This window comes from Nonomuraea sp. NPDC048881, assembly GCF_040649795.1.
Classification (GTDB): domain Bacteria; phylum Actinomycetota; class Actinomycetes; order Streptosporangiales; family Streptosporangiaceae; genus Nonomuraea.
Window position 1 is genome coordinate 748,115 of the sequence record NZ_JBEZGC010000001.1, and the last position, 13,749, is coordinate 761,863.

The following is a 13,749-nucleotide window of genomic DNA, read 5'->3' on the forward strand; positions in this document are numbered from 1 at the left end:
GATCGGGTAGATGCCTACTCTGGTCGGTACGTCGAGGGGAGCATGGGTGCGGCGGTTACGGTGGCTGGTCGTGATGGTGGTCCTCGCCGTCCTCGTCGTGGTCCCGGCCGGGCCCGGCGCCGGCGACGACGGGTGCCCGCCCAGGGACACGCGGGTGACCTCGCCGTACGCGATCACCGGCTACTGGGTCATGCCGCGGGCCGACGTGTGCGTCACGCGGCGGACGGTGGAGGCGATCCACTCGCTCGGCGGCGACACGCTCGTCACGTTCGGGCCGCGGTTCGACGCCGGGCCGATGGAGCCGGAGTTCGCCGCCTGCCGGGTGGACGGACGGCCCTGCGCACGGGTGCCCGGCAAACGGATCCGGCACGTCTACACGTACGTGACCAGCGAGGAGTTCGGGCGTTCCGCGCTGCGCTGCCCGGGGCTCGACCGGCGGATCGACAGCGGCGGGCGGGTCTTCTACCGCGTGTCGCTGGCCGCGTCGTGCGCCGCGCGCGTCCAGGACCTGGTGCTGGTCTCCACCGACGGCGACGGGCTGGGCAACCTGGTCGAGGAGGCGGCGGCGTACGGGATGCGGGTGTTCCCCGGGCTGCCCGCCGCGCCGCAACGGCGGGGCAAGCCGTGGGAGCCCGACCTCGCGCACCTCGCCGCGCTGAACGCCTTCACCGCGCGGGTGCTGGCCGGCTACCGCGAGCGGTTCGGCGGGTCGGCCGCCTTCGGCGGGGTCTACCAGTCGTTCGAGCTGGCCATGCGCGAACGGGGGCCGCGCGACCCCGTCCTCGCCCTGTACGCGGCCCAGCACGCGGCGGTCGCAGCCGCGCTGCCCGGCCGGAAGATCCTGGTCAGCCCCTACATCGACGCCCGCAGGGGCCGCGGTTTCCCACCCGGCCAGGTGCCCGGCGGGCTGGCCGACATCGCCGCCACCCGCGCCGGCGCGCCCATGGCCGTCGCCGTGCAGGACGGGCGGGGCACGGGCAAGGTCCCCGTGCACGGGATCGAGGAGGGCGGGTCCATGGTCGCCCCCCGGCTCGTCCCGGTGGTCGGCCGGGTGCGCAACGCCGACGGCTACTACGGGCCCACCAGGGACTACATCGAGGCGGCGGCCGGCAGCGTGCCCGCCGGGGTCGAGCTGTGGGTGAACGTCGAGGGCTTCGAGCCCGCGCCCGCGGACGGCGAGTGCGGGCGGGTCGAGCCGCTGCCGTTGCGGGGACGTACCAGCAAGGCCCGGCTCGACCAGCAGATCATGGCGACGGGCGGGCGCGCCGCGAAGATCATCTCCTATGGCTGGGAGCCCTTCTTCACCTGCCAGGCGAGCCCGGCCACCCCCTCGCTGGCCGACGACATCGCGAACGGCGGCCGGGAGCCGATCATCGTGAACGCCTACCGCGAGGAACGGGACGGCCGGCCCGGGATCACCGTCGAGGGCTACAACCTGCGCGGCGGCACCCTGCGCTTCACCTCGCCCGGCGGCCGTGAGGTCGGCGTGGCCCAGCGGTGGCACGGGCCGGGCCGCCCCGAGTCGGCGTGGGCCCCCTACGTCCCGCCCGGCCCGTGGACCTCGGTCACCGCCACGAACGCCGCCGGCCGCACCAGCACGAGCGGGTACGTCTTCCGCTAGCGCTCACCGCTTCCGTCAGGGGTCGCCGCCTTCGCATGGTTCGCCGTGTCCGTCAGGGTTCGCCGTTTTCGCAGGGTTCGCCGAAGCCGCGCAGCATGGCTTCGAGCGCGAAGACGAAACGGCGGTCGGCTCCCGAGGACGGCTGGGCGCGCCGCGCCCGGGTGGCCTCGGCCAGCAGCGGGGTCTCCACCAGATCCGGCTCGGGGATGTCGCGCATCGCGGGCGCGGCCCGTTCGGCCCCACCACCGACCTCACCGGCGGCCAGGACGGCGACGTGGCCGACGACGAAACCGGTCACGGCGTAGAGCATGTCCAGCGCGCGGTCCGGCGGCAGCCCCGCCGCGCGCAGCACGCGCAGCCCCTCCTCCATCAGGCGCAGGTTCCCGGGCGTGATCGCGGGACGGCTGACCACCAGGGGGACGACGTTCGGATGCGCGAGCAGCGCCCGCAGCAGCGCGTGGGCGTACTCGCGCAGGGCCTCCTGCCATGAGGCGGCCTCGGTCAGCAGCGGCGCGGCCTGCGTGACGACCTGCTCGACCAGGCCGTCCAGCAGCGCGTCCTTGCTGTCGACGTGCTGGTAGAGGGACATGGCCTCGACCCCGAGCTCCTGGCCGATGCGGCGCATGGACAGCGCCTTCAGCCCTTCGCGGTCGGCCAGCGCCAGAGCCGCCCGCAGGATGGCCTGCCTGGTCAGGCCGGCGTTCTGGCCGCGGGTGCGTTTCGGGGACATGGTGCCCTTTCTCGATTCTTACGTGGTAAGTATAGTCAAAACATACTTTGTAAGAATGTCGTCCAGAAGGGACTGATGTCATGACAGGGAAGCCGCGCGGAGCCTCCGCCCTGCTGTACGGCGGCGCCGCGCTCACGGTGCTCGTCACCCTCTTCGCCTTCGCCTACCGGTCCGGGCTGGCCGAGTACCTCAGGGCGGGCTATCCGGAGCTGGGGCCGGGGAAGATCGACGAGGGGGTCACCACGTACACGGTGATCCTCTCGGTCGTGGGGGCGCTCGGGCTGGCCGGCTGGCTCGTCACCGTCCGGGCGGCCGGGGCGGGCAGGGGGTGGGCCCGGTGGCTGGGGGCCGGGCTGTTCGTGGTGGCGTCGTGCTTCGCGCTCGCGGGCCTGACCGTCCGGGACACCAACGGCGAGGTCGGCCTGGCGCCGCTGCTCGGCTGGCTGCAGGTCCTTCCGCTGGTCCCGGGGCTGGTGGCGGTCGTGCTGCTGTGGAGGAGGGCGCGATGATCCACGTCGCCCGGTGGCCGGGGGCGCTCAAGCGCCTGATGTACCGGGGCGGGCGGCCCAACGCGCTCATGCGGGCGATGAACCGGCTCGACGCGCTGACCTACGCCTCCCGGTGGCTGCCGCTGCCTCAGGGGGCGGTGCTCCAGGTGGTGGGACGCCGCAGCGGCGCGCTCACGTCGGTGCCCGTCGCGGTCGCCAGGCACGACGGCGGTGAGTACCTGGTCTCCATGCTCGGGCCGCAGGCGAACTGGGTGCGCAACGTCCGGGCCGCCGGCGGCCGGGCCGTGCTGCGGCGTCGCGGGCGGACGGCTCCGCCCCGGACGGCCACGGGTCAGGTCAGGGCTGAGACGAGGATGTCGGTCAGGGTGGCCGCCTGGCTGCCGTCCTCGTCGAGGTCGGGGTCGAAGATGGCGAACTGGATCCCGGCCGCCCCGGGCAGCGCGAGCAGCCCGCGGAGCAGGCCGGCGAGCTGGTCGCCGGTCAGGCCGCCGGGGGTGGGCGAGTCGACGGCCGACAGCACGGACGGGTCGAGCACGTCGGCATCCACGTGGATCCAGAAGCCGTCCAGGTCGTCGCGCACGAGCACGCGCTCGGCGGCCTCCAAGGGGATGTCGTCCCCGGCGACGAAGGCGATGCCCTCGGCGGCGAGCTCCTGGACGTCGTCGTCGTCCCGGACGCCGAGCACGATGACGTCCTCGTCCCGGACGTACGGGCGCAGGCCGTCGATGTCGGTCAGGTAGTCGTCGCCGCGGCCGGTCACCAGGGCCAGGTCCTCGCCGGCCGCCGCGCCGACGTGGGGCGAGTTGCCGAGGTGGCGGAAGTCGGTGTGGGCGTCGAGGTAGGCCACCCCGTAGCGGCCCGTCCTGCGCAGGGCGAGCGCGGGGCCGAGCAGGATCGAGCAGTCGCCGCCGAGCAGGACGGGGAAGCCGCCGCCCGCCCTGATCCCGGCCACGCGGTCGGCCAGCCGCCGGGTGTAGGCGGCGATGGCCGCGCCGTTGCGCACGCCGTCGCCGGGCTTCCAGGTGGCCACGTAGCGGGGCGGGACCAGCGCGCCCGCGTCGGCCGCGCCGATCCGGGCGACCAGCCCGTTGTCCCGCAACGCCCAGGGGGCCTTGTAGCAGCCGGGGATGACATCCTCGGCGAGTGGACGCAGGCCGAGGTTGGACGGCGCGTCGAGGACGGTCAGTTTTCTGTCAGGAGTTATAGTGCTCATAGTCGTGACGGTAGCAGGAGGGTGAGGGATGCGCCAGTTCATCGAGACGGGTCTCGTGGCCGTCGATCTGGCCAACACGTGGGACGAGTACCTGGACGATCCCGAGCGGCTGCCCGACGTGGCGGAGCTGCGCCGCTTCTGCCGCGAACTGGGCGAACCGCTTGAGAACGACCATGGGCTCGGCGAGGAGGACCTGCGGGAGGTCAGGGAGGTCCGCGAGCGGCTGCGGGCGGTGCTGGCCGCCGAGCTCGACGGCCGGGCGGGGGCGCTGGCGGAGTGGGTGGCCCGGCTGCCGGCGCGGGCGGCGGTGGAGCCCGCGGGCGGCGTGCCCCGGCTGCGGCTGGTCGCGCCGGACGGGGCGACGGTGGCGGGCCGGCTCGCCGTGCGGGCCGTCACCGAGTTGCTGGAGCTGGCCGCGGCCGGCGACTGGGAACGGCTGCGCCAGTGCGCGGCCACGCCGTGCACCGACGCCTTCGTCGACCGCAGCCGGCCGGGCAAGCGGCAGTTCTGCTCGACCCGCTGCGCCAACCGCGCCCACGCCCAGGCCTCGCGCGCCCGCCACCGCTGACGGCGGGCGCTGAGCAGGGTCAGGCGAACAGGGTGCGGCCCCAGTAGTCGCCCGCGTCCTGGACGCCGGGCGGGCAGGCGAACAGGCCGCTGGAGACGTGCTTGATGTACTCGTTGAGCGCGTCGTGCCGGGCCAGGTTCATCTGCACGGGCACGAACTGCTTGCGCGGGTCCCGCTGGTAGGCGATGAAGAACAGCCCGGCGTCCAGGCGGCCGAGGCCGTCGGAGCCGTCGACGAAGTTGTAGCCGCGGCGCAGCAGGTGGGCGTTGCCGTTGTTGCTCGGGTGCGCCAGCTTGACGTGCGAGTCGTCCTTGATCAGCGGCTGCCCGTCGGGGCCCTTGGCGGCGAAGTCCACGGGGTCGAACTCGGCCTTCCTGCCCAGCGGCGCGCCCTCGCCCTTGTCCCGGCCGAAGATCTGCTCCTGCTCGGCGAGCGAGGCGCGGTCCCAGGTCTCGATCGTCATGCGGATCTTCCTGGTGACCATGTACGTGCCGCCCGCCATCCAGGCGGGGCCGTCCGAGCCGCTCGCCCACAGGTGGTCGCGCAGCAGGTCGGCGTCCTCCAGCTTCATGTTGTTGGTGCCGTCCTTGAAGCCCAGGAGGTTGCGCGGCGTGGCCTGGGCCCGCGACGTGGACGACGTACGGCCGAAACCGAGCTGCGACCAGCGCACCGAGACCTTGCCGAAGCCGATCCTGGCCAGGTTGCGGATGGCGTGCACGGCCACCTGGGGGTCGTGCGCGCACGCCTGGACGCAGATGTCCCCGCCCGAGATCTCCGGGATGAGCTGTTCGCCGGGGAACTTCGGCAGGTCGGCCAGCGCGGCCGGTCGTTTGGCCGCCAGCCCGAACCGGTCGTCGAACAGCGACGGGCCGAACCCGATCGTCAGCGTCAGCCCCGAGGCGGGCAGCCCCAGCGCCTCGCCGGTGTCGTCGGGCGCCGCCTCGGCCGCCCCGCCCACCGCGCCGAACGCCCCGGCCTCCTTGCCCTGCGTCAGCCGGGCCGCCGCGGCCGTCCACTCCTGGAGCAGGTCGACCAGCTCGGCCTTCTTGTCGGTGATGACGTCGAAGGCGACGAAGTGCAGCCGGTCCTGGGCGGGCGTGACGACGCCCGCCTGGTGCTGCCCGTAGAACGGGAACGGATCGGACGTCGATGCGGCGTGCGCGACCGGCGGCTCCTCCAGCAGCGACCTGGTCGTCACCGCCCCCGCCCCGAGCACGGCCGCGCCCGCGGCGCCCAGTCCGAACAGCTTGCGGCGGCTCATCCGCCCGCCGGCCTGCGACAACGCCCCCACCTCCCGTTACTTGGCGATGACCGGTGCGATCTTACTGATCGGCTCGGCCAGCGCGTTGATCGCGTCGGACAGCGCCTTCAGCTCGGCCTTGGACAGCTCGTCGTGCAGCTTCCAGCCGTCGCCCTTCTGGTGCGCGCCCAGCGCGGCCTCCGCGGCGGCGAACTTCTCGTCCAGCGTCTTGACCAGGTCGGGGGAGCGCTGCTCCAGCACCGGGCGCAGCGACTGCACGGCGGCCTTGGAGCCCTGGAGGTTGGCGTCGAAGTCCCACAGGTCGGTGTGCGACCAGATGTCCTCCTCGCCGGTGATCTTCCCGGAGGCCACCTCGTCGAGCAGCTCCTTGGCGCCGTTGGCCAGGTTGAGCGGGGTCAGCTCGGCGGCGTTGGACTTCTGGACGATGGTCTTGACGTCGGCGATCAGCTTGTCGGCGACCGGGCCGTCCTTGCTGATGTCCTTCTTGATCCACAGATCCTTCTCGATCCGGTGGAATCCGGTCCACTCCTCGCCGTCGGCCAGGTCGGCCTCGCGGGCGTCGATGGCCGGGTCGAGGTCGCCGAAGATCTCCGCGACCGGCTCGATGCGCTCCCAGTACGTCCGCGAGACCGGGTACAGCTCCTTGGCCTTGTCGATCTCGCCGGCCTTGACGGCGTCCACGAACTCCTGCGTCTTGACCAGCAGCGTGTCGCTCTGCGACTTGATGTAGCGCTTGTAGCTGGCGACGGCGTCGGCGAGCTGGGCGTCGGAGGTGAGCGCCTTGTGCTCGCCGGTCACCTTCAGCGCGTTGCGGATGCCCTTGCCCACCATGCCGGGCTTGCAGACGGTCTCGTACGCGCCGGCCGGCAGCTCGGCGACCAGCTCCCTGGTCAGGCCGGGCACGATGTTCTCGACCTCGGCCATCACCCGGTCGCCGGGGGCGTACACGTAGAACTCGGTCACCTTGGAGCCGCCGTTGGTGATCGTGAACGTGCTCGTGCCCGCCGCGATCTCGGCGGCCGCGACCTTGCACTCGGTGTCCGACGCGGCCACGGTGATCTTGCCGGGCGCGGCGGCCGGCCCCTTGGCGGCCTGCGTGGCGGTGGTGCCCGAGCCGCACGCGGTCAGGCCCGCAAGGGCGAGCGCGCCGAAGGACAGGCTGATGGCGGTACGCATGATGCTCCTGTTCAGGCCGCGGGTGCGGTGGAGGCGGGAGTGGTCTTCACCCGCTGTGGCAGCAGGAAGAGGAAGAGAGTGGGCGCGAGGTAGACGATCCAGGCCACGGCCTCGGCGATGCTCGGCTGCGGCGTGATGTTGAGCATGCCGGAAAGCAGCGCGCCGTACCAGGAATCGGCGGGCAGGACGGCGCTGATGTCGAAGGCGTAGGAGCTCAGGCCGGGCAGGATGTTGGCTTCCTGGAGGTCGTGCACGCCGTACTTGAAGATGCCGGCGGCGACCAGGATGAGCAGCAGGCCCGTCCAGGTGAAGAACTTGGTGAGGTTGATCTTCAGCGCGCTCCTGTACAGACCCCAGCCGATGACCACCGACGTGAGCAGGCCGAGCGCGATGCCGAGCAGGGGGTCCATGGTGGCGGTCGCGCCCTGGACGGCGGCGAAGAACAGCAACGCCGTCTCAAGCCCCTCGCGGGCCACGGCCAGGAAGGCCATCACGACCACCGCGAGCGAGCCCATCTGCAGCGCGTCGGAGAGCTTGCCCCGCAGCTCGCCGGAGAGCGCGCGGGCGGTGCGCCGCATCCAGAAGATCATCCAGGTGACGAACGCGACGGCCAGCAGCGAGGTGATCGCGTCGAACAGCTCCTGCCCCATGTGCCCGAGGTTGGCGGCGGTGAAGGTCAGCAGCGCGCCGAAGCCGACGGACAGCGCGACCGCCGCGGCGACACCCGTCCAGACCTGGGGAAGCTTGTCCTTCCTGTCGCTCTTGACGAGGAAGGCGATGAGGACGGAGACGACGAGCGTCGCCTCCAGTCCCTCGCGCAGTCCGATGAGGTAGCTGGCGAACACCGTCACTCCTGCTGGCTGAGGAAAGGCTTACCTAAATTAGGGCAGCCGAAGCATACCTAGCGCAAGCAGTGATGGCGATAGTTTGCCCGGTGGTGTGACGCACCCGACTGTATGGGCGGTTTGTCAGCCGGTGAGATTGGCGGCCAGCAGGTCGAGCAGCGGCTCGCGCCGTACGCACTGCTCCAGCGTGAACGAGTCGGCCAAGGCCAGCAGCTCGTCGTCGCCGAGCCCCCTGAACAGCCCGGCGTACTCGGGCAGCAGGGCCTGGGCGATGAGGATGTGCCTGATCAGGTCGTCGGTCTGGTAGCGGGCGCCCCACGGGTAGGGCGTCCAGTCCGGGAACTCGGTCTCGACCAGCCGGTGCAGCGGGGCGAGCACGTCGGCGCACTCCTCCATGGTCGAGCCCCACCGGTCCGCGCCGAGCCGCCGCTTCTTGCCGATGAACGCGCCGAACCTGTCCAGGTACGCCCCCGACGCGTGCACCAGGCCCTGGAGGCCCACGTCCTTGTACGTCCAGAGCGACCAGCCCGCGTCGTGGGCGTCGTAGATGTCGAGCTGGTCGCGCAGGACCTGGTAGCGCTGCGCGTCCCGGTCCGGGTCGCCGGTGTAGACCGGGCCGAACTCGCCCACCCACAACGGCGTGCCGGTCTCGCGCTGGAACCGGGACCGCCGGGCGAAGGTCTCCTCCAACTGGCCGCGGTCGCACCACTCGCCCCTGGTGAGCCCCGGGTACGGGCCGCCGTGGGCGAACCCGGCCAGGGCGTAGTCGTGCATGACGAACACCGTGTTCTCGTACATCTCCCGGAACATCGAGAAGTCGGTGGCGTAGGTGTTGCCGTCCAGGAACAGGACGTGGTCCGGGTCGGCGGCCCGTACGGCCTTGACCAGCCGGTCGTAGAACGGGCCGACCACCTTGCCCGAGACGTCGCCCGGCTCGTTCACCACGTTGTACCCGGCCACCCACGGATGCCCGCGGTAGTGGTCGGCCAGCGCCTCCCACAGGTGCACGGCCCGGTCCTGGAAGTGCCGGTGCTGCCAGAACGCCGCCACGTGCGTCGGGTTGTCGCTGTGCCAGTGCTGGTTCTGGGAGCCGGGCAGGGCGTGCAGGTCGATCACGCTGTAGAGGCCGCGCTCGCCCAGCAGGCCGATCACCCGGTCGAGGTGCCGGAAGCCCCTCGGGTCGATCTCCATGGGCCGGTCGTCGGACTCCCAGTGGTGGTAGTTGACCGGGATGCGCACGCAGTTCATGCCGAGCCCGGCCAGCAGCCCGGCGTCGCTCCCGGTGAAGAACGAGGTGAGCAGCCGGTCGAAGAAGAGCTCGGCCCGCTCCTCGCCCAGCACGCCGGTCACCGCCGCGCGCATCGAGGTCTCGTTGGCGGGATAGCCGGTGATGAAGTTCTCCATGTTCATCCAGCCCCCGAGGCCCACCCCCCTGAGCCGGACGGGCGTGCCTTCGGGGGTGAGGAGCCGGCTTCCTGAGACGTGGAGCATGTTCACCCTTTCGTCGCACCCGCGGTGAGCCCACCGACCAGGTGACGTTCAGCGATGGCGTAGAACCCGAGCGCCGGCACCATGGCCAGGATCAGATAGGCGAGGACGCGGGCGGTGTCGGTGGCGTACTGGCCCTGGAACTGCTGGATGCCGAGCGGCAGCGTCCAGCTCGACTCGTCGCTGAAGACCACCAGGGGCAGCATGAAGTTGTTCCAGCTGCCCACGACGGCCAGCACGGAGACCGTCGCCATGGCCGGGCGGGCCATCGGCAGCAGGATCCGCCAGAAGAACCCGAACGGCGAGCAGCCGTCGATGATCGCGGCCTCCTCGATCTCGCCCGGGATGCTCCGGAAGAACCCCCGCAGGATGATGATCGTCAGCGGCAGGCCGAAGGCGGCCTGCGTCAGGATGACGCCGAGCGGGTCGTCCAGCAGCCCGAACGCGCGCAGCAGCACGAAGATCGGCAGGATGGCCACCGCGAACGGGAACATCAGCCCCGCGGTGAACAGCGTGAACAGCGCCTCCCTGCCGCGGAAGGCGAACCTGGCGAAGACGAACGCGGCCAGCGCCGCCAGCGCGACCATCACCACGGTCGTCGCGACCGCGATGAACGTGCTGTTCCACACCTGCCGCCAGAACGACCCCGAGCCGAGCACGTCGGTGTAGTTCGCGGTGACCCACGGATCGGGCAGGCCGAAGGGGTTGCCGGAGAGCTGGCTGTTGCTCTTGAACCCGCCGAGCAGCGCGTACACGATCGGCGCCAGGATGAACGCGCCGACGATCCAGGCGATCGCGTGCAGGGGCAGGGTGGGACGGCGCCGCCGCGCGGGCGGCCTTCCGTGGTTCATCGACGGCCTCCCATGGACGTCGTCGCGCCCTCCAGGTCCCGGCGCATCACCACCCGCTGGTAGACGAGGGCGAAGACGAGGCTGAGCGCGAACATCACGACGCTGATCGCGTTGGCGTAACCCACCTGGGAGCGCTTGAAGCCGAACTCCATCATGGTGACGGCCATCGTCTCCGAGGAGTGCGACGGGCCGCCGCCGGTGAGGATCCAGACCAGGTCGAACAGCTGGATGGTGTAGATGACCGACAGGAACACGCTGATCCTGATCGTCGGCCCGAGCAGCGGCAGCGTGATGTGCCGGAACGTCTTCCAGGGCGTCGCGCCGTCGATCTGCGCGGCCTCGATCAGCTCGTTCGGGATGCCCTGCCGTCCGGCCAGGTAGATCATCATGTGGAAGCCGAAGTACTTCCACGTCATGACCAGGAAGAGCGCGGGCATCACGGTGTCCGGATCGGCCAGGAACTCCGACTCCAGCCCGAACACCGACAGCAGCTGGTTCGCCATGCCGCCGTCCGGCGCGAGGATCAGCGAGAACAGCACGCCGGTGATCACCTCGGACAGCACGTACGGGGCGAAGAACACCAGCCGGTAGACCGCCCGCCCCCGGATGCGCTGGTTCAGCAGCATAGCCACGGCCAGCGAGAACGGCAGCTGGACCAGCACCGACAGCAGCACCAGGACCGCCAGATGCCACAGGTCGGTGGCGAAGATGCCGGACGACAGCAGCCTGGTGAAGTTGGCCGGCCCGACGAACTCGGTGGGCAGCCCGCCGAACCCGTTCCACTTGAACGCGCTGGCGTAGACCGCCACCAGGATCGGCGCCACCACCAGCAGCAGGAAGAGCACCAGCGCGGGCAGCAGGAACAGCGCGATCGTCACCGCGCGCCCGCGCCGCCGGCCCGGCGGGGCGGGGGCCGGCGGCGCGACCGCCGCCGGTCCTCGGGTCAGCGTCGTCATTCGCTCTTGGCCACTTCGCTGATGTCCTGGCCGATCTGCTCCGGCGTCTTGGTCCCGGCGATCAGCTCGGCCACGCTGTCGTTCACCTGCTGGCCGACGGCCGGCGGGTAGGCCTGGTCCAGGTAGAGCTGGTAGCCGGAGGCCCCGGCCAGCAGGGTCGCGACCTGCTTGAGGTTGGCGTCCTTGACCGCGCTCTCCTCGCCCTTGAGCACCGGCAGCACGCCGCCCGCCGCCACGGCCTTGGTGTGCTGGTCCATCCGCGTCATGAACTTGACGAACTCCACGGCCTGCGGGGGCGCGTCCGCGCCCACCGACAGGCCGTTGCCGCCGCCGAAGGCGTCGCCGATCGAGCCCTTGCCGCCCTCGACCGCGGGGAAGGGGAAGAAGCCCAGGTCGTCGCCGAGGCCCTTGCCGGAGTCCTTCTGCACGGCGGGCGCCCACTGGCCCATCAGCTCCATGGCGGCCTTGCCGTTGGAGACCGTGGCCGCCTGCCCGTCGGGGGTGCCGTACCCGGCGCCGAGGAAGCCCTTCTGGAACGGCTGGAGCTCGGCCAGCGCCTTGACCTGCTGTCCGGCGGCCACGAAGTCGGGCTTGGTGAAGTCGTGGTCCACGCCCGCCTGCGTGAGCGCGGGCAGGCCGGCGATGCGCATCGCCAGATAGGCCCAGTAGTAGTGGCCCGGCCACTTCTCCTTGCCGGCCAGCGCGATCGGGGTGGTGCCGGACGCCTTCAGCTTCTTGACGTCGTCGAGGAACTCCGCCCAGGTGGCGGGCGGGGCCGAGATGCCGGCCTTGGCGAAGAGCTTCTTGTTGTACCAGAAGCCGACCAGCCCGATGTCCGTAGGCAGCCCGTACGTCTTGCCGTCGAACTGGTACGCGCTCAGCGCCGCGGGGGTGAACGTGCCCAGCACGGGGGCGACGTCGGCGGAGACGTCCTTGACCAGGCCGGCGTCGATCTGCTGCTTGAGCACGCCGCCGCCCCACGTGACGAAGACGTCGGGGGCCTTGCCCGACTGGGTGATCGTGGTCAGCTTGGCCTTGTAGGCGTCGTTCTCCAGCACCGTCGCCTTGATGGTGACGTCGGGGTGCGCGGCCTCGAAGTCCTTGGCCCGCTGCGCCCACAGGGACTTCAGCGGTTCGGCGGTGGACAGGTGCCACCATTCCAGCGTCACCTTGGCGGGCTTCTGGCCGGGCTGCGAGCCGCCGGGCTGCCCGCCGCTCTCGCCACTCCCGCCGCTGCCGCATCCGGCGACGAGCACGGCGGTGGCCATGAGGATCAGACCGCGTTTCATCCAGGGGTCCCTTCATCGGGCACAGCGGTATGAAAGTTTCGTATAGCCCCCGATAATTTCGTTGATCGGAGCATAGGTATGTGCTGCGGAGGGCGTCAATAGCTGTCTTGGGAGCGATCCCAGCCCGAAACTTTCGGATACACTCCCGAACGTGTCAGCTAAGAGGCGCGTGACGATCGCGCTGATCGCAGAAGAGGCCGGGGTCTCCATCCCCACGGTCTCCAAAGTCATCAACGGCCGGCCCGAGGTGGCGCCGGCGACCCGGCACAAGGTCGAACGGCTGCTCCAGGAACACGGCTACCAGCGGCGCGTCAGCCAGGACGACACCCCCGCCGGCCTGGTCGACCTGGTGTTCGCCGAGATCGAGTCGCCGTGGGCCATGGAGATCGTGCGCGGCGCGGAGAGCGCGGCCCACGAGGCCGGGGCCAGCGTCGTCATCTCGGTGCTGCACACCCACGCCGGCCCCGGCCGCGACTGGCTCGAACGGCTGGCCGCCCGCCGCACCGACGGCGTGGTGATCGTCGCCTCGCGCCTGTCCACCGGCGTGCAGGCCCAGCTCAGCGCGCGGTCGCTGCCGTTCGTGGTGGTCGACCCCGAGGGCGAGCCGGCCCCCGGCATCGTCTCGGTCGGCGCCACCAACTGGAACGGCGGCCTGGCCGCCACCCGCCACCTGCTCGAACTCGGCCACCGCCGGATCGGCATGATCAGCGGGCCGGCCGACATGCTGTGCAGCCAGGCCCGCGTCGACGGCTACCGGGCCGCACTGGAGACGGCCGGCGTGCCGCTCGCCCCCGAACTCGTCCGGCGCGGCACCTTCCTCGTCGACTCCGGCCACGACCAGGGCCACGAACTCCTGTCACTGGACGAGCCGCCCACGGCCATCTTCGCCGGGTGCGACCTGATGGCGTTCGGCGTGTTCGAAGCCGCCCGGCAGCGGGGGCTGCGCGTTCCGGAGGACCTGAGCGTCGTGGGGTTCGACGACCTGCCGCTGTCGAAGTCGGCCTGGCCGCCGCTGACGACCGTGCGCCAGCCGTTGCAGGAGATGGCGGCGCTGGCCACCCGTACGGTGCTGGGGATGGGGAAGGGCGAGGTGCCGGACACGAAACGGGTGGAACTGGCTACGGAACTGATAGTCCGGGAAAGCACGGCCGCCGTGGAGTGAGGTGCGCTCCAAAGGTCTTCGCCCTCCGGCCTCAGGCGCCCTTCCTCCGGCGCCTCCGGCGCACCCCCGCGCCTTGGCGC

The 13,749-nt window shown here is 71.4% G+C and carries 13 protein-coding genes and 1 pseudogene; 5 read left to right on the forward strand and 9 right to left on the reverse strand.

Annotated features, from left to right (window positions below; all coding sequences use genetic code 11):
* The first annotated feature begins 46 nt into the window (after positions 1-46).
* On the forward strand, positions 47-1,621 hold the full coding sequence (locus AB0C33_RS03530) for a hypothetical protein (protein WP_358283222.1): 1,575 nt from the start codon (positions 47-49) through the stop codon (positions 1,619-1,621).
* A 52-nt stretch (positions 1,622-1,673) separates the two neighbouring features.
* On the opposite strand, the gene AB0C33_RS03535 is transcribed toward AB0C33_RS03530, so the two are convergent.
* Positions 1,674-2,351: a TetR/AcrR family transcriptional regulator C-terminal domain-containing protein gene (locus tag AB0C33_RS03535; RefSeq protein ID WP_358283224.1), complete on the reverse strand. Its 678-nt coding sequence runs from the start codon at positions 2,349-2,351 to the stop codon at positions 1,674-1,676.
* 80 nt (positions 2,352-2,431) lie between these two features.
* Between AB0C33_RS03535 and AB0C33_RS03540 the strand changes: the two genes are divergently transcribed.
* Together AB0C33_RS03540 and AB0C33_RS03545 are read left to right on the forward strand one after the other, a co-directional pair.
* On the forward strand, positions 2,432-2,860 hold the full coding sequence (locus AB0C33_RS03540) for a hypothetical protein (protein WP_358283226.1): 429 nt from the start codon (positions 2,432-2,434) through the stop codon (positions 2,858-2,860).
* A 77-nt stretch (positions 2,861-2,937) separates the two neighbouring features.
* Positions 2,938-3,075, forward strand: a pseudogene (locus AB0C33_RS03545) (nitroreductase family deazaflavin-dependent oxidoreductase); the annotation flags it as partial.
* Positions 3,076-3,191: 116 nt separating this feature from the next.
* Here the strand turns inward: AB0C33_RS03545 and AB0C33_RS03550 are convergent.
* The gene (locus AB0C33_RS03550; protein WP_358283228.1) at positions 3,192-4,073 is read right to left on the reverse strand and encodes an arginase family protein; all 882 of its coding nucleotides are present in this window, start codon (positions 4,071-4,073) and stop codon (positions 3,192-3,194) included.
* A 28-nt stretch (positions 4,074-4,101) separates the two neighbouring features.
* On the opposite strand from AB0C33_RS03550, the gene AB0C33_RS03555 reads away from it, so the two are divergent.
* Complete coding sequence (locus AB0C33_RS03555; RefSeq protein ID WP_358283230.1) at positions 4,102-4,641, forward strand: CGNR zinc finger domain-containing protein; 540 nt, start codon at positions 4,102-4,104, stop codon at positions 4,639-4,641.
* 19 nt (positions 4,642-4,660) lie between these two features.
* Here the strand turns inward: AB0C33_RS03555 and efeB are convergent, their stop codons facing one another.
* From efeB to AB0C33_RS03590, 7 genes are all read right to left on the reverse strand, one after another.
* Positions 4,661-5,923, reverse strand: a complete 1,263-nt coding sequence (efeB, locus tag AB0C33_RS03560) for an iron uptake transporter deferrochelatase/peroxidase subunit (protein WP_358283232.1) — start codon at positions 5,921-5,923, stop codon at positions 4,661-4,663.
* Between the two features lie 15 nt (positions 5,924-5,938).
* Positions 5,939-7,078, reverse strand: coding sequence for an iron uptake system protein EfeO (efeO, locus tag AB0C33_RS03565; RefSeq protein ID WP_358283234.1), 1,140 nt, complete (start codon positions 7,076-7,078; stop codon positions 5,939-5,941).
* A gap of 11 nt (positions 7,079-7,089) precedes the next feature.
* Complete coding sequence (gene efeU, locus AB0C33_RS03570; protein ID WP_358283236.1) at positions 7,090-7,923, reverse strand: iron uptake transporter permease EfeU; 834 nt, start codon at positions 7,921-7,923, stop codon at positions 7,090-7,092.
* 123 nt (positions 7,924-8,046) lie between these two features.
* A complete protein-coding gene (locus tag AB0C33_RS03575) occupies positions 8,047-9,414 on the reverse strand; it encodes a cellulase family glycosylhydrolase (protein WP_358283238.1) in 1,368 nt (455 codons plus the stop codon).
* 2 nt (positions 9,415-9,416) lie between these two features.
* On the reverse strand, positions 9,417-10,262 hold the full coding sequence (locus AB0C33_RS03580; RefSeq protein ID WP_358283240.1) for a carbohydrate ABC transporter permease: 846 nt from the start codon (positions 10,260-10,262) through the stop codon (positions 9,417-9,419).
* Complete coding sequence (locus AB0C33_RS03585; protein ID WP_358283242.1) at positions 10,259-11,218, reverse strand: sugar ABC transporter permease; 960 nt, start codon at positions 11,216-11,218, stop codon at positions 10,259-10,261. The genes AB0C33_RS03580 and AB0C33_RS03585 overlap by 4 nt, the downstream gene beginning before the upstream one ends.
* A complete protein-coding gene (locus AB0C33_RS03590) occupies positions 11,215-12,507 on the reverse strand; it encodes an extracellular solute-binding protein (protein WP_358283244.1) in 1,293 nt (430 codons plus the stop codon). Before AB0C33_RS03590 ends, AB0C33_RS03585 begins: the two co-directional genes overlap by 4 nt.
* Positions 12,508-12,658: 151 nt before the next feature.
* Here AB0C33_RS03590 and AB0C33_RS03595 point away from each other — a divergent pair, with 151 nt between their 5' ends.
* Entirely contained in the window at positions 12,659-13,669 is a 1,011-nt protein-coding gene (locus tag AB0C33_RS03595; RefSeq protein WP_358283246.1) for a LacI family DNA-binding transcriptional regulator, read from the forward strand.
* Positions 13,670-13,749: the final 80 nt, after the last annotated feature.